At 67.4% G+C, this 17,326-nt stretch carries 18 protein-coding genes and 1 pseudogene; 6 read left to right on the forward strand and 13 right to left on the reverse strand.

Going from position 1 to position 17,326, the window contains the following annotated elements; all coding sequences use genetic code 11:
* Nucleotides 1-14 precede the first annotated feature (14 nt).
* From V5G24_RS14725 to V5G24_RS14750, 6 genes are all read right to left on the reverse strand, one after another.
* Entirely contained in the window at nt 15-1,082 is a 1,068-nt protein-coding gene (locus V5G24_RS14725) for a calcium:cation antiporter (RefSeq protein ID WP_394081673.1), read from the reverse strand.
* A 12-nt stretch (nt 1,083-1,094) separates the two neighbouring features.
* Nucleotides 1,095-2,078: an agmatinase gene (gene speB, locus V5G24_RS14730; RefSeq protein WP_394081671.1), complete on the reverse strand. Its 984-nt coding sequence runs from the start codon at nt 2,076-2,078 to the stop codon at nt 1,095-1,097.
* Between the two features lie 160 nt (nt 2,079-2,238).
* Nucleotides 2,239-3,336, reverse strand: a complete 1,098-nt coding sequence (locus tag V5G24_RS14735; protein ID WP_394081669.1) for a sulfate/molybdate ABC transporter ATP-binding protein — start codon at nt 3,334-3,336, stop codon at nt 2,239-2,241.
* A gap of 85 nt (nt 3,337-3,421) precedes the next feature.
* A complete protein-coding gene (locus V5G24_RS14740; protein ID WP_394081667.1) occupies nt 3,422-4,534 on the reverse strand; it encodes a hypothetical protein in 1,113 nt (370 codons plus the stop codon).
* Nucleotides 4,531-5,139: a sigma factor-like helix-turn-helix DNA-binding protein gene (locus tag V5G24_RS14745; protein WP_394081665.1), complete on the reverse strand. Its 609-nt coding sequence runs from the start codon at nt 5,137-5,139 to the stop codon at nt 4,531-4,533. The genes V5G24_RS14740 and V5G24_RS14745 overlap by 4 nt, the downstream gene beginning before the upstream one ends.
* A 294-nt stretch (nt 5,140-5,433) precedes the next feature.
* Nucleotides 5,434-5,829, reverse strand: coding sequence for a flagellar export protein FliJ (locus V5G24_RS14750; protein ID WP_394081663.1), 396 nt, complete (start codon nt 5,827-5,829; stop codon nt 5,434-5,436).
* A gap of 455 nt (nt 5,830-6,284) precedes the next feature.
* On the opposite strand from V5G24_RS14750, the gene ctrA reads away from it, so the two are divergent.
* Nucleotides 6,285-6,986 (forward strand): response regulator transcription factor CtrA, encoded by a 702-nt coding sequence (ctrA, locus tag V5G24_RS14755; protein WP_394081661.1) that lies wholly within the window; start codon nt 6,285-6,287, stop codon nt 6,984-6,986.
* A 107-nt stretch (nt 6,987-7,093) separates the two neighbouring features.
* Here the strand turns inward: ctrA and copM are convergent.
* The 3 genes and pseudogenes from copM to V5G24_RS14770 form a co-directional block, all read right to left on the reverse strand.
* Nucleotides 7,094-7,400, reverse strand: a pseudogene (gene copM, locus V5G24_RS14760) (CopM family metallochaperone).
* A gap of 316 nt (nt 7,401-7,716) precedes the next feature.
* Nucleotides 7,717-8,670: a DnaJ C-terminal domain-containing protein gene (locus tag V5G24_RS14765; protein WP_394081659.1), complete on the reverse strand. Its 954-nt coding sequence runs from the start codon at nt 8,668-8,670 to the stop codon at nt 7,717-7,719.
* Between the two features lie 82 nt (nt 8,671-8,752).
* Nucleotides 8,753-9,259, reverse strand: a complete 507-nt coding sequence (locus V5G24_RS14770; protein WP_509292243.1) for a hypothetical protein — start codon at nt 9,257-9,259, stop codon at nt 8,753-8,755.
* 17 nt (nt 9,260-9,276) lie between these two features.
* On the opposite strand from V5G24_RS14770, the gene pdxH reads away from it, so the two are divergent.
* Nucleotides 9,277-9,915, forward strand: a complete 639-nt coding sequence (pdxH, locus tag V5G24_RS14775; protein WP_394081655.1) for a pyridoxamine 5'-phosphate oxidase — start codon at nt 9,277-9,279, stop codon at nt 9,913-9,915.
* Between the two features lie 118 nt (nt 9,916-10,033).
* Complete coding sequence (locus V5G24_RS14780; protein ID WP_394081653.1) at nt 10,034-10,780, forward strand: SDR family NAD(P)-dependent oxidoreductase; 747 nt, start codon at nt 10,034-10,036, stop codon at nt 10,778-10,780.
* A gap of 12 nt (nt 10,781-10,792) precedes the next feature.
* On the opposite strand, the gene V5G24_RS14785 is transcribed toward V5G24_RS14780, so the two are convergent.
* Together V5G24_RS14785 and V5G24_RS14790 are read right to left on the reverse strand one after the other, a co-directional pair.
* Nucleotides 10,793-11,767: a magnesium transporter CorA family protein gene (locus V5G24_RS14785; protein WP_394081651.1), complete on the reverse strand. Its 975-nt coding sequence runs from the start codon at nt 11,765-11,767 to the stop codon at nt 10,793-10,795.
* A gap of 107 nt (nt 11,768-11,874) precedes the next feature.
* Complete coding sequence (locus V5G24_RS14790; RefSeq protein ID WP_394069164.1) at nt 11,875-12,099, reverse strand: hypothetical protein; 225 nt, start codon at nt 12,097-12,099, stop codon at nt 11,875-11,877.
* A gap of 312 nt (nt 12,100-12,411) precedes the next feature.
* Here V5G24_RS14790 and V5G24_RS14795 point away from each other — a divergent pair, with 312 nt between their 5' ends.
* Nucleotides 12,412-13,014, forward strand: coding sequence for a L,D-transpeptidase (locus V5G24_RS14795; RefSeq protein WP_394081649.1), 603 nt, complete (start codon nt 12,412-12,414; stop codon nt 13,012-13,014).
* Nucleotides 13,015-13,390: 376 nt separating this feature from the next.
* On the opposite strand, the gene V5G24_RS14800 is transcribed toward V5G24_RS14795, so the two are convergent.
* Nucleotides 13,391-14,788 carry an extensin family protein gene (locus tag V5G24_RS14800; protein ID WP_394081647.1) on the reverse strand — a complete coding sequence of 466 codons (1,398 nt, stop codon included), beginning with the start codon at nt 14,786-14,788 and terminating at the stop codon, nt 13,391-13,393.
* Between the two features lie 227 nt (nt 14,789-15,015).
* Between V5G24_RS14800 and V5G24_RS14805 the strand changes: the two genes are divergently transcribed.
* Both V5G24_RS14805 and V5G24_RS14810 read left to right on the forward strand, forming a co-directional pair.
* On the forward strand, nt 15,016-15,720 hold the full coding sequence (locus V5G24_RS14805) for an HAD family hydrolase (protein WP_394081645.1): 705 nt from the start codon (nt 15,016-15,018) through the stop codon (nt 15,718-15,720).
* A gap of 100 nt (nt 15,721-15,820) precedes the next feature.
* A complete protein-coding gene (locus V5G24_RS14810) occupies nt 15,821-16,606 on the forward strand; it encodes a DUF1499 domain-containing protein (protein ID WP_394081643.1) in 786 nt (261 codons plus the stop codon).
* 18 nt (nt 16,607-16,624) lie between these two features.
* Here the strand turns inward: V5G24_RS14810 and V5G24_RS14815 are convergent, their stop codons facing one another.
* The gene (locus V5G24_RS14815) at nt 16,625-17,302 is read right to left on the reverse strand and encodes an SOS response-associated peptidase (protein WP_394081642.1); all 678 of its coding nucleotides are present in this window, start codon (nt 17,300-17,302) and stop codon (nt 16,625-16,627) included.
* Between the last annotated feature and the right edge of the window lie 24 nt (nt 17,303-17,326).

The raw sequence follows: 17,326 nt of genomic DNA on the forward strand, positions 1-17,326 counted from the left end.
GCACGCGCCGCCGCTCAGGGCGAAAAAAGCGTCATGACATAAACAAAGAACAGCACCAGATGCACCAGCCCCGTCAGGGCATTGGTCTTGCCGGTGCCGAAGGACACGATGCTCAGCACCAGCGCCAGCAGCAATTGCACCCGGTCCTCGGGATCGAGCGCGAGGGTCACCTGCCGGTCCACCATATAGCTCACCGCCACCATGACCGGCATGGTCAGGCCGATAGTGGCCAGCGCCGAGCCAAGCGCGGCGTTCAGAGCCCGCTGCAACCGGTTGCGCCGCGCCGCCCGCACCGCGGTGATGGTCTCCGGCAGCAGCAGGATCGCCACGACGATGGCACCCACCACCGCATCCGGATCCGGCAGGCCCTGGCGCTCCATGAACCGCTCGACGCCCTCCGCCACATGATTGGAGAGCAGCACCACGCCGCCGAGGCTCAGCAGCAGAAACACCACCGCGCGCCAGAATTCGGAGGCGGTCGCCTCGCGCTCCTCGCTCTCGTCCCAGCCGAGGAAATGATCGCGGTGCCGCACGGTCTGCATGAACAGGAACGATCCATACAGCAGCACCACGCCGGCCATGATGACAGCGATGTTCAGGGTTTTGGGCGTGCCCAGCTGGCCGTCCGCGGTGACGCCTGGCAGGATCAGCGCCAGGATCGAGATCGACATGATGACCGAGAGGAATCCGCTCAGCCCCTGCTGGCGCACCTCCTGCTCGCGATGGCGCAGCCCGCCCAGCAGCAGGCACAGCCCCACCACGCCCGTCAGCACGAACATCACGGTGGACAGCACCGCCTCACGCGGCAAGGTCGGGTTGTTCTCCCCGTGCAGCATCATGGACACCAGCACCGATACTTCGATGAGGGTGACGCTGAAGGTCAGGACGAGGGTCCCGAACGGTTGCGGCAGCCGGGCCGAGACGGTGTCGGCATGGCTGACCGCCGCAAAGATGGTGCCCATCATCAGCAGCGAGGCAGCCCATTGCGCGACGCGCCCCAACAGCGGGTAGAGCACCGGCCACGCAAAAGCGAGGCCGAGCGCGACGATGGGGAAGAGAAACGGTAGCAGCCGGCGCAGCATCGAGCCGGCCCGCTAGAGCGCGATGCTCAGCCCCTGCGCCTTGCGCTGGGCGAGCAGGCACAGATAGGTGGCGGCGAGGCTCGCGCCCGCGAGCGCCGTAATCTCCGCGTGATCGTAAGGCGGGGACACCTCCACCACGTCGAAGCCCTTCAGGTTGAGAGCGCCGAGCCCGCCGACCGTCATCAGCGCCTCGCGGCTGGTAAGGCCGCCGCACACCGGGGTGCCGGTGCCGGGCGCGAACGCGGGGTCGAGCGCGTCGATGTCGAAAGTGAGATAGACCGGCGCATCGCCCACCCGCTCGCGGATATGACGAATAATGCCGCGCGGGCCGAGCTCGGCCGCATCGAAGCCGTGCAGCACGTCGATGCCGTAGGTTTCCGGCGCATGGGTCCTTATGCCGACCTGGACCGAGCGGTCCACCCGGATCAGCCCATCCTTCACCGCGCGGGTGATCATGGTGCCATGGTCGACCCGCGTGCCGTCATCGTCCCAGGTGTCCTGGTGGGCGTCGAACTGCACCAGGGCGATCGGCTCGCCGAGGCGCGCCACCAGGGCCTTGAGCACGGGATAGGTGAGAAAATGGTCCCCGCCCAGGGTCACGAGATGGGAGCCGCGCGCGAAATGCTGCGCCGCCTGCGCCTCGATCGCCGCCGGGATGGAATAAGGCAGGCCATAGTCGAACACGCAGTCGCCGGCGTCGGCCACATCGAGCGCCGCGAAGGGATCGAAGCCGAAAGGATAGAACTCGTCGCCGTCCAGGATCGCGGAGGCGGCGCGGATGGCGCGCGGCCCGAAACGCGTGCCGGGCCGGTTGGACACCGTGACATCGAGCGGAATGCCCCACACCACCGCCTCCGCTCCGCCGCCATCCTTGGCGTAGCGCCGGCGCAGGAACGAGGTGGCGCCGGAATAATTCGGCTCCATGGACTGGCCATGACGGAAGTTGCGATCCAGGGCCCGATCCACGGGGCGCGGGTGAAGGGGATCATCGCTCATGGAAGACCTCTCGGGCGCGGGTACGGCAGCCGCGCCGCCGTGGAGGGCGGTGCGATCGTGCGGCGAGGCACGCCCCTGTCGATAGCGCCCGCACGCGGCCGCAGGCAAGCATTTCGCGGGCACAAAACCCGATTATGGCCCGGCGCCACGGCCTTGGCCGTCAGATCGCGTATTCGCCCACCTGGTGGGACGCCGGCGGGCGGCAATCCACCCCTGGCCCGCTGGCCGGAAACAGGCGGGCGCGGTCGAACCGCACTGCGACTTTGCCGGCCTCGGGCACCTTGGCCGTGGGAGCGACATCGGCTTCCACATGCGCCCCGCCCACCTCCAGCTCCAGCCGGCGGATCGCCCCGTGGCGCCGATAGGCCTTCACCATTCCCTCCGCCCCCGGCGTGCCGGCGAGCGCGACCGTGATGTCGTGCGGCCGCGCGAACAGCACCGCCGGGCCATCGGCCACGCGCTCCACGGCGGTGGCGATGATCTGCCCTTCGGCGCGCACCACCCCCTGCGCGACCTCCACCGGAATGCGGCTCGATTCGCCCATGAAGCCGAACACGTCGGGCGTGGAGGGCCGGTCATAGACATCGTCCGGCGTGCCCACCTGCTCGATGCGGCCCTTGCTCATCACCACCACGCGGTCGGCGAGTTCGAGGGCCTCTTCCTGATCGTGTGTCACGAACAAGGTGGTATGGCCGGTCTGTTCGTGCAGATGCCGCAGCCAGGCGCGCAATTCCTTGCGGACCAGCGCATCCAGCGCGCCGAACGGCTCGTCGAGCAGCAACACCTTGGGCTCGATGGCGAGCGCGCGCGCCAAAGCCACCCGCTGGCGCTGGCCGCCGGACAATTGCGCCGGATAGCGCGCGCCATAGCCGGCCAGTTGCACCAAGGCGAGCAGGCTTTCCACGCGCTTGCCAATGTCGCCTTCGGACGGGCGCGTGGCGCGCGGGCGCGAGCGCAGGCCATAGGCGATGTTGTCGGCCACGTTCATATGGCGGAACAGGGCATAATGCTGGAACACGAAGCCGATGCCGCGATAGCGCACCGGCACGGTGGAGGCATCCGCCCCATCCAGGACCACCCGGCCGGAATCCAATTGCTCCAGCCCCGCGACCACCCGCAGCAAGGTGGTCTTGCCCGAGCCGGAGGGCCCGAGCAGTGCCACCAGTTCGCCCGGCTGCACATCCAGGGAGATGCCCGCAAGCGCCTGCTGCGTGCCGAACATCTTGACGGCATTTTCTACGGCGACGGCAACGGTCATAAGCTGTGCAAGGCCCCGGTGAAGCGGAAGTCCCGCTTATGGCATGATCGCGCGGCGCAGGAAACGCACGCCCCGCGAGATCAGGTCACAGCCGCCTGAGCGGCCCGGTGAGGATCACTTCGGCCGCGCCCTGCCCCGGCGCGGCATCGGCGGCCTCAAGCGTGATCTCGAGCATGGCGCTCGATTCTCCGGTCCAGGTCGTGAGGTCGGGGGCGAGCGCGGTCGGGTCGCGGAAGGCGCACAGGAGATGGCGCGTGCCATCCTGCGACACCAGCCACAGGCGATAGGTCTGCCCTTCCGGCGGAGGACCGGGAAGCCCGATCACGTCCAGGCGACCGGTCGCCGGATCAAGCGTTATGGTGACACGCGGCGCGCTGCGCGGGGTCAGCACCGCCTCGTGCGGGGTCTGTGCGGGGCTTGGCTGTCCGGCAGGGGTCTGCGCTGCAGGCGTTTGTGGAGCGGCGGTTTCTTGCGGGACGGCGGTTTGTACGACCGGCGGCTGGAGGCTTCCCCGATCGCTGCGCCCCGCGTCGCGCAGCAGCAGACCGCCGAGGCCGAGCACAAGGATGGCCATCAGCCCGCTCGCCACGCGCCAGGGATTGCGCGCGGCCGGCGATTGCGCGGGGGGCTCCGGTGGGTTGAGCGGAACGCTCTTCTGCGGCAAGGGCGAAGGCGCACGGGCCGATGCGGCGCCTTGCGGGCTGGAGTCTTTCTCCAGTTCCCGGATTTCCGCTTCCGCCACCACCGGCGGAATCGGCAATGGCTCCTCGTCCGGTGCCCCCTCGGCGGCAGGCGGCGCATCTGGCGCGAGGGGGGACGGCGCGACGGCGGACGCCGAGGCGGGAGCCGGTGCGGAGGGAACCGGGACGACGGGGGACGACGGGGCGGCGGGGGACGGCGGAGCCGTCGACACCACGGCGGCGTCGGGTGGGTGCTCGGGCGACTCCTCGGTGATGGCGGGTCCGCTCTCGACCGCCGGCAGGTCCGCCATCAGCTCTTGCAGCAGCCCTTCGGGCGGGGCCACGCTGACCGCGAGTTCATGCAGCGGCCCGAGCCGGCGTTCCCAGAGCGTGACGAGGGCGGCGAATGTGCTGTCGCTGGCGATCCGCGCCCGGGCGGCGTTGCGTTCGGCGGCATCGAGCGTGCCGAGGACATATTCGGCGGCGTCCTGGCGGTCGTCTTCTCGCGCACCGGTCATTGCAGGACCGCGTCGATCTCGCCGACGCTCCGCCGCAACCAGCTGTTGATGCCGTGGACCGGCGCGTCGAAATAGACGGAGAGCGCGTCGCGGGTCCAGCCGTCATAATAGGCCAGCAGGACCATCCGGCGGCGCTCCTCCGAAAGCTGGCCGAGGCAGCCGAGCAGTTCGAGCAGTTCGCGGCTGCGCACTTCGCTGGCCAGGGGATCGTCCGCCGCCTCCTCGGCCGCGAACGGCTCGAACACCGAGCCGTCGTCGCTCGCCTGCTCACGGGCGAGATCGAGCGCCGTGCGCCGCACATGCGCGACCATCCAGCACAAGGGATCGCCGATGACATCGCGCAGGGTCTCGGCCGCCGGACCATCGGAAGGCGCATCGTCCCCCTGCGGAGCCGCGTCCAGCGACGGGCGCAAGGTGCGCGCCTCGTTCCAGATTGCGAGATAGGCGGCCTTCAGCGCGGCCCTGGCGCGATCGCGGTGGCGCAGCAGGCGCAGGGCGACGCCATAGAAGCGCGGGCTGGTGCGGGCATAGAGAATCTGGAAGGCGTCGCGATCCCCGTGGGAAACCGCGATCACAAGATCGCTCAGCACATCCGAATTCGCCACGACCGTCCTGATCCCGCACACGGGAACCGCTGAAAAGCGAGACTTAAACTCTCACTCTAAAAAACGGCCGCAAGGCTTTGCGGAAAAATACATTTTCGCCGCCAGGCCCGCGCGCGGCGGAAGCGCCGCACCCCAAGGAAATGAGGCTAAATCAAGACCCGCCAAAGGTGAAGCCCTTCTGGCCCTTTCGCAGGCAAGAAGTTGAAACTACGTCCTTTTTGTACGGAACCTCACAGGGCGTGGACGCCGGCCGGCACCCGCGAAACCCTCACGCCAAGCCCTCGGGCAAGGCCCTCAGGCCCGGGCCGGCTCGCCCATGCGCCAGCCGATGCGACGCTCCAGCGCTTCCGCCTCGCTCACGCGTTCGCGCTCGCTGGCGGCCTCTTCCATCTGAAGCTGGGCCTCGGCGTCCGCAAGGGCGCCCTCCGCCTCGTCGCGCTGGGTGCGCAGATCCTGGGCGGAGCGGGAGAGATTGTCGCGCCGCTGGCGGGCCGCGGCGGCGAGTGGGGAATAGGCAAAATGGCGCGGATCGGAAATGCCCGACCGCTCCTCCTCTCCCGCGATGTCGCGATCGAGATCGGCCGCCATGCGGTCGAACTCGGCGATCATGGCATCTATCCGCACGATGCGCCGACGCGCATCCTCGATCTTGAACCGCTTGGCGCGGATCAGGGGTTCACGCGACTTCATGGAACGCGATACTCCGAAGGCACAAATGAACGCGGCGGCCAAGTTCCCGGCGCTTCCAGAGCCACAATGACGCCGACCTCTTGCCCTTTCCTTACCGCCCCGCCGCTTTGGCCAGGAAAATCGCTTAACCTCGCGGGACGGAAACCAATCGTTTACCGACTTCGTTAATGATGCCTCCACGGTTCGGATGAGGGCGCTTCGAAAAAGCCCCTTACCCGACGCTCCCGAGGCTCGGGAGATGGTGTGGAGATACAGGCCGAGTCGGCCGAAACAACTTTAGCGGCGTGCGGAGAGTCAGTCTTCGCATTCATGCACAAAGTTTTTTCGAAGGACTCTTGTCCAGATGAATCGGTATCGGGTATCGATTCATCACACGTATCGCGAATCACACTGTCGGCTGAGCACACCAAGGGCGGCACGCCGCTTTTCGGGTTGTTGCGAGGAAGGGGATTGCCATGCGCGTCTTGCTCATCGAGGACGACAGTGCGACGGCCCAAAGCATCGAGCTGATGCTGAAGTCCGAGAGCTTTAATGTCTACACGACGGATCTCGGTGAAGAAGGCATCGACCTGGGTAAGGTCTATGAATACGACATCATCCTGCTCGACATAAACCTTCCGGATATGTCGGGCTTCGAGGTGCTGCGCAACCTGCGCGTCGCCAAGGTGAAAACCCCCATCCTCATCCTCTCCGGCCTCGCCGGCACCGAGGACAAGGTGAAGGGCTTCGGCTTCGGCGCCGATGATTATCTCACCAAGCCGTTCCACAAGGACGAGATGGTGGCGCGCATCCACGCCATCGTGCGCCGCTCCAAGGGCCATGCCCAGTCGGTGATCCAGACCGGGGACCTGATCGTCAACCTCGACACCAAGACGGTGGAAGTGGAAGGCGCGCGGGTCCATCTGACCGGCAAGGAATACCAAATGCTGGAGCTGCTCTCGCTCCGCAAGGGCACCACGCTCACCAAGGAGATGTTCCTGAACCATCTCTACGGCGGCATGGACGAGCCCGAGCTGAAGATCATCGACGTGTTCATCTGCAAGCTGCGCAAGAAGCTCGCGAACGCCTCGGCGGGCAAGAACTACATCGAGACCGTCTGGGGTCGCGGCTATGTTCTGCGCGAACCCGTGGCCGGTGCCGACCGCATCGCGGTCTGACCCACGCCGGATCAGCCATCCGACAAAAAGGCCTCGCCGGCGGCGAGGCCTTTTTCATTTTCGCGTCCTGCTTCGAAGCATGTCTTAAGCGCTTCCCGCCGTGGATCTCATCGCCCCTTGGCGGCGAGCCATTTGCGCATCTCGGCGATTTCCTGCTCCTGCGCCACGATGATCCCCTCGGCCAGCTTGCGGACCTGCGGGTCCGTACCCTAGCTCAGCTCCACCTTCGCCATGTCGATGGCCCCCCTGGTGATAAGCGATCATGCCGCGCACGAAATCGACGTCGGCATCGCCCGTATAAGCGATGGCCATGTCGGCATGCATCTTGGCGTTCTGCGCCTGGAGCGCCGCAGTGGCCGGGGAAGCGCTGGGAGCCGCCGGGGAAGCGGCAGGCTCTGGCATTGCCGTGGGCATGGTGTCATCGTGACTGGCGGGCGCCGACGTGGACTGGGCAGAGGCCCGCGCCGGGCAGTGCAAACGCGCCGACCACGAGGCTCGCCGTGCATATCCGTACCATGCGAGCCATCATGTGCTGCTCTTTCTAAGGCGCGTGCGCCCATGACGCGGCACGCCGCGCGGCACTTGGCGCCGGCGGCAAATGAGGTCGCAGCACAGGGATGGGCCAACCACGGCTTCAACAGCAAGGCGCGACGCACCGACGCGGCGCTCAGGGCACGAGGCTCAGGGCGCGACCCGCAACGACGCGGACGCGCCGCCGCCGGGCGCGGCGTCATTTTTCCTCGGCGACCGCGCGCATCTTGCGCATCAGCGCTTCAAGCTCCGGGTCGTGGTCGGCCGGCAGCACCAGATTGGCGCTCACCAGCAGATCGCCGTGTCCACCGGAGGCCTTGGGAAGCCCCTTGCCGCGCAGCCGGAAGGTGCGCCCGCCTGAGGTCCAGGCGGGAATGTTCAGGTCCACGGCCCCTGTCAGCGTCGGCACGCGCACCTTGGCACCCAGCACGGCATCAGGAAGCGTCACGTCGGCCTCATAGCGCAGGTCGAAGTCCTCGCGCTTGAACTTCTCGTGCGGAGCGTAGCTGATGGTGACGAAGGCATCGCCCGGCGGACCGCCGAGCGGGCTCGGCTCCCCCTGCCCCTTCAGGCGCATGCGGTGGCCTTCCAGCGTGCCGGCGGCGATCTTCACCTCCACCTGCTTGCCGCTAGGCAATTGCACCCGCTTTCCAGCGCCATGGGTCGCCTCCTCGAAGCTGACCGGCAAGGTCAGCTCGATATCGGCGCCCGGCTCCGGCATGCCGCCACGCGTTCCGCGCCGCTGGCGGCCGAACCCGAACATATCGCCAAGATCCTCGCCCAGGTCGGGGCCGCGCCGGGGATTACGTCGCACCCCCTCGGGGCCGAAGGAAAAACTCTCGAAAATCGTGTCGCCGTCGAAGCCGGAAAAGCCGCCCGGACCGGGCCGGCCGCGCCCGCCGCCGAAACCGGAGAAATCCGGGGCGCGTGGCTTGCCGTCCGCATCGATCTCGCCCCGGTCGAACTGGCCCCGCTTTTCGGCGTCGGCCAGAATCTCATGGGCCGTATTCAGCTCGGCAAAGCGGTCCTGCGCCTTCGGGTCGCCCTGGTTGGCGTCGGGATGCAGCTTCTTCGCCAGCCGCCGATAGGCGCGCTTGATCTCCGCTTCGTCGGCGTTCTTGGCAACGCCGAGGACGTCGTATGGATCACGCATGCAAATTCACCTCAGGGTCGGCGCTTTCCGGCCGACCTCGCCCTTCATGTGGGAACAGGGTGCCCTATTTCAACAGCGGGGCTCAAGCCCGTCCAAGGACTCGCACCTGCGACAGGGTGGTTGCCTTGCCATCACGGCAGGCTTCGCCCTGCACCCAATGTTCGCCCGTGCTGTCGACGACGCCGATCCGGAAGTCGCGGCACCCGTTGTCCTTCAACGCGCCCAGCGGCGTGGAGGTCCCGCGCGCGCCGGTGATGGTGTTCTGCCACGGCATGCTTGCGCCAGCATCGCGCGATTTCAGCGCCTGGTCGAGCGCGACCTTCGCTTGGACCCAATCCGTGGAGGCGATGCCCTGCGGCGCCTCCCCTACGGGCATGGAGAGCGCCACCGGCTGGGGTTTCAGCGAGCCTGTCACCAATTGATCGTCATCCGACATGCCCAGCAGAGAGCCGCACCCGGACAGCGCCAGCGCGGTGCACAAAAGCGCCCCTGCGACCAATGGCCGGACGACTGTGCGGCGCCGGGCGATCGCCCTATATAAGGCGGTCTCTGCGTCGCCTTGGTCCGCCGTTTCATAATGACGCCACACGGGAAGGGCTCCCAGCCATGTCCGATTCGCCTATGGAAGCCGCAAACCCCTTAACAGGCGGTGATTTCACGCAGAGTCCCGAGCCTTTTCGCCTGTTTGCCGAATGGCTCGACGAGGCCGGGCGCACCGAACCCAACGATCCCAACGCCATGACCCTCGCAACCGTGGACCGGGACGGCCTGCCGGATGCCCGCATGGTGCTGTTGAAGGGCCTCGATGCGCGCGGCTTCGTTTTCTTCACCAATACGATGAGCGCCAAGGGCCGCGAGCTTGCCGACACCCCCAAGGCGGCGCTCGTGTTTCACTGGAAGTCGCTGCGCCGGCAGGTGCGGGTGCGCGGCCCGGTGGAGCAGGTCACCGATACGGAAGCGGACGTCTATTTCGCCACTCGTCCGCGCCTGTCCCAGATCGGCGCCTGGGCCAGCCAGCAGTCGCAGCCGCTGGAGGGGCGTTTCGCCTTCGAGGCGGCGGTGGCCGCGACCACGGCGAAATACGCCCTCGGCTCCGTGCCGCGCCCGCCCCACTGGACCGGCTTCCGCATCGTGCCCGTGGCGATCGAATTCTGGCACGATCGCCCGTTCCGCCTGCATGACCGCATCGTGTTCCGCCGCCCGGAGCCGGAGGGCGACTGGACCCGCACGCGTCTCTATCCCTGAGGCGGGCAGGCCGCGATGCGGGGACGCGGGCCGCCGCGCTTGACCCCGCCTCCCGCCCGTGCTGCCTGCCGGGAGAAGGCGCCGGGCGCGCCACACGGCTTTACGTTTCGAGGAATCCATGTCCGCCAGCAACCAATCGCCACGCATCATGCTGCTGACCGGCGCCTCGCGCGGCATCGGCCACGCGACGGTGAAGCGCTTTTCCAGCGCCGGCTGGCGGGTCATCACCTGCTCGCGCCACGCGTTTCCCGAGCAATGCCCCTGGGCGGCCGGGCCGGAGGACCACATCCAGGTGGACCTCTCCGACCCGGAGAACACCGAAGCCGCCATCGCCGAAATCAAGAACCGCCTGCCGGCCGGCGAACTGCACGCCCTGGTGAACAATGCCGGCATCTCGCCCAAGGGCGCGGGCGGCGCGCGCCTCGGCTCGCTCGACACGACGCGCGAGACCTGGGCCCATGTGTTCCAGGTGAATTTCTTCGCACCCATCATGCTGGCGCGCGGGCTGGTGGAGCAGTTGGAAGCCGCACGTGGCTCGGTGGTGAACGTCACCTCCATCGCCGGCGTGCGGGTGCACCCGTTCGCGGGGGCGGCCTATTCAACCTCCAAGGCCGCGCTGGCGGCGCTCACGCGCGAGATGGCGGTGGATTTCGGCCGGCGCGGCATCCGCGTCAATGCCATCGCGCCGGGCGAGATCGATACCGCCATTCTCTCCCCCGGCACCGACAAGATCGTCGAGCAGATCCCCTTGCAGCGGCTCGGCACGCCCGACGAGGTGGCGAAGATCATCTATGTGCTGTGTACCGAAACCTCGTCCTATCTCAACGGCGCCGAGATCCACATCGACGGTGGGCAGAACGTGTGAGCGGAGCGGCAGCTATAGCCAGCGGCGCCATTTGAAAAACAGGTAGGGCAGGATCGACGAGATCACCATCGCGGTCAGCGCGATCGGATAGCCATAGGTCTCGGCAAGCTCTGGCATGTGCTGGAAGTTCATGCCGTAGATCGAGGCGATCAGGGTGGGCGGCATCAGCACCACCGAGAGCACGGCGAAAATCTTGATGATGTTGTTCTGCTCCAGCCCCACCATGCCGATGGTGCCGTCCAGCAGGAATTGCAGCTTGTTGCCGAGGAAATTGGCATAATCCGAGAGGCCCGCGACGTCGCGCGTCATGCTCTTGATCTGGCTCTTGGTGTCCGGGCCGAGAGGCTTTGAATCGCCCTCGGTGCCGATGAAGGCCAGCACCCGCGACAGTGAGGCGAGACTTTCCCTGGCATAGGAGAGCAAGCCCTCCTTGCGGCCGATATGGGTCAGGATCGCGCGATAGCGCTGGGTGCGGTTGCCGCCCTCGGTGTCGCGCTCGAACACGCGCTTGGACAGGCGCTCGATATCCGTGCCGGCCCGCTCCAGCACCTCGGACACCCGATCCACGATGGTGTCGAGGAGTTCCATCATGATCTGCCCGCCGGTGGTCTGCGCGCACAGCTTATTGAGCCGGGTCGCGAGCACCGTGAAGGGCTTGGGATTGGCGTAGCGCACCGTCACCAGCTTCCCCTTGACCAGGATGAAGGTGACCGGATCGACCGACGGCGCCTCGGTATCGGCGCCGCACAGGATCGACAGCGTCATGTAAGCGGCGCCGCCTTCCACATAGAGCCGGCTGGATGGCTCGATCTGGCGCATCTCTTCCCGGGTGGGAATTTCGACCCCCACCGCGCGCTCGATCTGCTCGTCCTCGTGGTCCGCAGGAGACACGAGATCCAGCCACAGCGCATCCGTCGGCACCTCGCCATCGTGTGGAACGGTCTGCGCCTTCAGCGCACCGTCAACCAGGCAATAGGCCACCAGCATGTCTCACCGTCTCGGCTCGCGAACGCGGCTCACGGGCGTCCGCTTCAGGCGATACATGCGCGGCCCTGCACGGGCTGGCAAGCGCGGCTCAGGCCGGAACGCGCGGTTCAGGCCGCGAGGTGGTCGATATCGCGCAGGGTGACGACCTTGTTGGGCTCTCCGGCGCTCTTCGGCGTCGCGGCCTTGGTCTCGCTGGCGAGACGGGCAGCGGCGGCGGCGGCAGCAACGGCCGTGATCCCGATCTCGCGCCACTGGCCCGAATGGGCGCCGTAACGGTTTGTTTCGGTCTCCGCGCGGGGGGCTTCGCCCGGCCCTGGCTGATTGCTAGACATCGTACTCTCTCCTAACGATGGCATCTGCCTAAAACAGATGCCCCTGGGTGTGAAGACCACTGACAGATGGTGGGCAACTGCGTCGAAACTGTGCAGGAGCTGCGACATTGCAGAGGTCTTAGTGCGAGAGCATTGCGCAGGCCTTTCAACACGGTCTTAACGGGTGACGAAAGGTGAGACACTGAGACATTTTTGCCACGTTTTTCTGCGCTGCGGCGTGGCGAGTTCGTGGCCTCTTCAAGGCGTGGCAGGGTTCGGGTAATCCATTTCTACGAAACGAATCTGTTCACCCTATTTTGGTATGAGGCGGTCATGGCGAAGCGGGCGGTCGCGGCTGTTCTGCTTGGACTTCTATTAGGTGGCTGCATGGCTTCCACGCCTCAGCCCGCTCCGGAATCGTCGCTCAAGCCGCGAGACAAGCAATTGCTCGCGCAGGCGCCCTATCCGAAGGTGAAGCCCGAGGGGATGTTTGCACGACAGATTGTCGAGTACACCGGCAAGGAGAAGCCGGGGACAATCGTCATCGATACCGACAAGAAGCTGCTCTATTTCGTCGAGGGCAATGGCCAGGCCATTCGCTACGGCGTGACGGTGGGCGAGGAGAGCCTGGCTTTCCGCGGCGACGCCAAGGTGGGCCGCAAGGCCGAATGGCCGAGCTGGACCCCGACCCCGGAGATCCACCAGCGCATTGCCGGCCTCCCGGCCTATGTGGGCCCCGGCCCGCATAATCCGATGGGCGCTCGCGCGCTGTATCTCTACCAGGGCCAGAAGGACACGCTGTTCCGCATCCACGGCACCAACCAGCCGGAATTGCTGGGCCAGGCCATCTCCTCGGGCTGCATTCGCATGCTCAATGAGGACGTGATCGACCTCTACAATCGCGTCCCGGTCGGCGCGCAAGTCGTGGTGCTCTGAGCCCCGCCTTCGCTACGGACCGTTGAAAAAGGACCGCTGAAAAAGCCGCCGCGCTCTTGCACGGCGGCTTTTTTCGTTTCCCATGCCTTGGCCCCCATGCCTTGGCCCCGACGCCTTGGCCCAAGCCGTGGCGCCCGAGGATCGGATCGCGCTCCGCGCATTCCGGCTGCCCGCAAATGCAGGCGCATCCGGCCAATGCCGATGGCTGATCGCGCCGGACAGCCCGCGTCGGCTGCCGCGCGACGGGACGGCCGCAACCCGGGACCACCGGAAGATGCGAGCAGAGGCACACAAGCCGCTTCGATTAACGGCGCGGAATCGTCGGTAGAATTTACCCCACGGAATATCTCGCGGATGCGCGACATCCGGCCTCGGTTCAGCCTCCGGGCGATTTCCCGCCGTCGCCGGCAGCCTTTGGGCCGGGCTTGATCTGCGGCCGCTTCAGGGGAAGCGGGACCTTGTCCCGCATCGTCGCCGCGCCGCTGTCTCCCGGCGCGCGTGACGCCGCCGGCGATGCTTCCTGCGCCTCCGCTTCCTCCGGCGCGGCGGCCCCATCCTTGCCGGTAGCGTCCTTGCCGGTGGCGTCCTTGCCGGTGGCGTCCTTGCCAGCATCGCGCGTCGCGATCACGGCCGGTGCCGGCGTCTTGATGATCCAGCGACACAGCTTGATGTCGAGCCGGCGCTTGGCGATGTCCACGTGGATATGATCCTCGTGATAGCCGTCCGATCCCGGGCCGAGCACGGTGGAGAAGCGGGTACAGGCATCCGCCTTGATGCGTTCCTGCAGGGCAATGGGAAACCCGCCGTTCTTCACCTCGATCACCCGCTTGTCGGCGGTCTCGAAGCCGCCGAAGTCGATCGCATTGCCCTGCCCGTGCTCGCTCATCTTGGCACCCTTGATGCGGTTGCGCGGGCGGCAGTCGTAGGAGGCGGCGACCTTGAAGGTCTCCATCCGGGTGCCGAGCGTCGCCACCGCCGGGCCGAGATCATCGCGGATCCATTGCGTCACCGCCGCCGCCATCTCGCACTGGAGGATCGCGGCGGGCGACAGGGTCACGAGATGGCCGTCCGCCAGCCGCACCGCCGTGACATGCACCGGCGCCGGCAGCGCGCAGCCGGGCTTGATCGCGACCGGCGGCGCCGGGGTCGCCACCAGGGCCTGCTGATCCACCAGCGCCGCGCATAAGGCGGGCAAGTTTCCCGGCGCGACCACCTCGGCGGGCGCACCGGAAGCCGGCGGCGCGCCGGGCGCGGCCGATCCACTCGGCGGCGGCGGGGAGACCAACGCCGGAGCCGGCTTGTCCTCGGCCGCGGGCTCCGCGTCCTCCTCGCCCGGCAAGGGTTCGCGTGCCCGGGGCATGGGAACATTGGCAAGGCGCGGCAAAGGCGCGGTCGATGGCGCCGCCTCGGCGACTTCCGGAGCCGGAGCCGGCGGCGCGGCGAAGGCGGGCGCGGGCGCCAGCGCGGCAAACGGCGGAAAAGCAAAGGCCGCAGGAGCCGGCTGCGCCTCGGCGGGTTGCGATTCGGCCTCCGCCGCGTCCTCGGCCTCGATCTCCGCATCCAGAATATCGGGGCGCGGCGTCGGCAAGGGCACCTTGGCGAGGGGAATGCGCGGCTTTCCAACCGGCAGGGAGGCGGGCGGGCGCGGCGCGGCGCTGGTTGCGGCCTGCGTGGGCTGCGGCATGAGCACGGGTGCGGCGGCCGCGAGCAAAAGCGCGAGCCACAGGCCCGCATGCGCCTTGAGGCGGCGACCCCGCGCGATGCGATGGGGCATGGCGGTCCACCGCGCGGGTGGCGACCAGGGAAGCGGGGATCGCAGTCTCATCGGCGCGATCATAGGCAGATGGCTTCATGATGTGAACGCCTATCCACACCATACACGCGCAGCCAAGGTGAAGCTGAGTGCGCGCCTTGTGTTTCTTCGTTCCGGCTTCCACAACACATGAAACTGTTCGCGCCGCATCGGGCGCTTTCCCTATTTTCTCCTTGTGCGGAGGCCCCATGCGCGACCTGAAGGCGGTTTTATTCGACAAGGACGGCACATTGGTGGATTTCGACCGGACCTGGGGCCCGTCCGCCGGCTCCGTCATGCGCACGCTTGCGGCCGGAAATGCCGCCGCCCTGGCGCGGCTGGAGGCGATCAGCGAATATCTGCCGGGCGAGGAGCGCTTCCTGCCATCCTCGCCTTTGGTCGCCGGCTCCTCGGCCCATTACGGGCCGCTCTGGGCGCAGACCCTGGCGCGGCCGGCGGATGAGGACTTCCTGCACCTCATCGATCGCCTGTTCCGCGAGGCCGGTCTCATTCATCTCACCCCGATCGGCGCGCCGGATCAGGTGCTTCAGCGCCTGCACCAGGGTGGGCTCAAGCTCGCCATCGTCACCAATGACGCGGAATCCAACGCCCGCACCCAGGCCGAGGCGCTGGGCCTCATGCCGTATCTGGAGGCGATCCACGGCTATGATTCCGGCTTCGGCTCCAAGCCCGGTCCCGGCATGGTGAGCGCGTTGGCGCGAAGCCTCGCGCTCGATCCCCACGCCATGGCGGTGGTGGGCGACAGCGAGCACGATTTTACCGCCGCGCGCAGTGCCGGTGCCCGCTTCATCCTGGTCCGCACCGGACCGGCGCCGGTGGAGCATCTCTATGGCGCGGCCGATCTGGTGGTGGATTCCATCGCCGATTTGCCGGCCCGCCTTCTGGACGCGTGACAGCCGGCGCTGGAAACGCACATGAAAAGCGGGCATAGATCGGCGTGATGCGGCGCCGGGCACTCCGAACAGCGCCTCCTGGGACACCGACGCGACAGCCATGATCAAGCGCCAGCTCTATGTGGAGGAGCGATCTTCCGCCCTCGCATCCTGGAGCCTGCGGCTCGCCCTGTTCGCCATCCCGGTGATTGCGCTGGCCTCCGTGCTCTATCGCGCCAATCTGCTGGACTTCGAACCCGCCATGGCCACCGTGGGCGCCGGGCTCGGCCTTGCGGTGGTCGGCGCGCTGGTCGCGGTTGCGGCGTGCATTTCCATCTGGGAAAGCGGATGGCGCGGACTCGGCAAGGCCATCGGCGCGCTGGCGATCGCGCTGTTCGTGCTGGCGGGGCCGGCCGCCGTGCTGGCGCGCGGCGTGATGCTGCCGCCGCTCACCGATCTTTCCACCGACATGGAAGACCCGCCCTATTTCCGCGCCATGGGCTTCGCACGCCCGCGCGCCGCAAATCCGGCCATTTATCCGGGCGAGGATGTGGCGGCAATGCAGCGCTCCGCCTATCCGGGCATCAAGCCCATCGACCTCGACGCGACGCCGGAGGAAGCCTTCAACACCATGCTCGCTTTGGTGCAGAAGCGGCGCTGGCGGGTGCTCGACGCGGTGCCGCCGCGCGGCGGCCTGCGCGACGGGCAGATCGAGGCGGTGGCCATGACCCCGCTGCTCGGCCTGCGCAACGACGTGGTCATCCGCGTGCGGCCGACCGCGCGGGGCGCGCGTATCGACATCCGCTCCATGTCGCGTTTCGGCGTGCATGATTTGGGCGAGAATTCCTGGCGCATTTCCAGCCTTCTGGCCGATATTTCCGCCGAGCGCCGCAAGAAGCGGCAATAAGGCCGGGCGCGTACGGGCTCAGACCGCGACCGGGAGCGCGAGGTCCTCGCCCTCGTTGCGCACCGAATTGACTCGGGCGGAGACCGCCCACATCTCCATCGCCGCTGCCGGATAGGGCTTCATCAGATCGAACGGCGCAGGATCCGCCAGCCAGCGCGCGATGTCCGCCGGATCGAGGATCACCGGCATGCGGTCGTGCAGCGGCGCCAGAAGCGGGTTCGCGGCGCAGGTGAGAATGGTGAAGGTGCGCACCCATTCGCCCGAGGCCGGATCCTTCCACCCCTCCCATAAACCTGCGAGCGCCATGGGCTGGCGGCTGCGCAAGGCGATGAGAAAAGGCTGGTGGCCCGTGGCCGTGCGCTGCCATTCGTAGAAGCCGTCGATGGGGATGACGCAGCGGCGCGGCTTCCGCCAGGCGGCCCGGAAGCTTTGCTTCTCCGCCACGGTCTCGCTGCGGGCATTGATGAGCGCGCTCGCGCCCTTCATGTCCTTGGCGAACGAGGGCACCAGCCCCCAGCGCAGCAGGCCGATTTCCGCGCGCGCCGTTTCAGGATTGCGCCGGATGACCAGCAGATCCTGGGTCGGCGCGGCGTTGAAGCGCGCCGGCGCGTTGGGCAGGGGCATGTTCTTGGACTCAAGGCCAAGGCGCTCCATGTAATAGACTGGCCCGTAGCTTTGGATGAAGCGTCCGCACATGGATGCACCGTGCCGCACCACGCC

The sequence above is a fragment of the Roseixanthobacter finlandensis genome, from assembly GCF_043195105.2.
Taxonomy (GTDB): Bacteria; Pseudomonadota; Alphaproteobacteria; order Rhizobiales; family Xanthobacteraceae; genus NCEH01.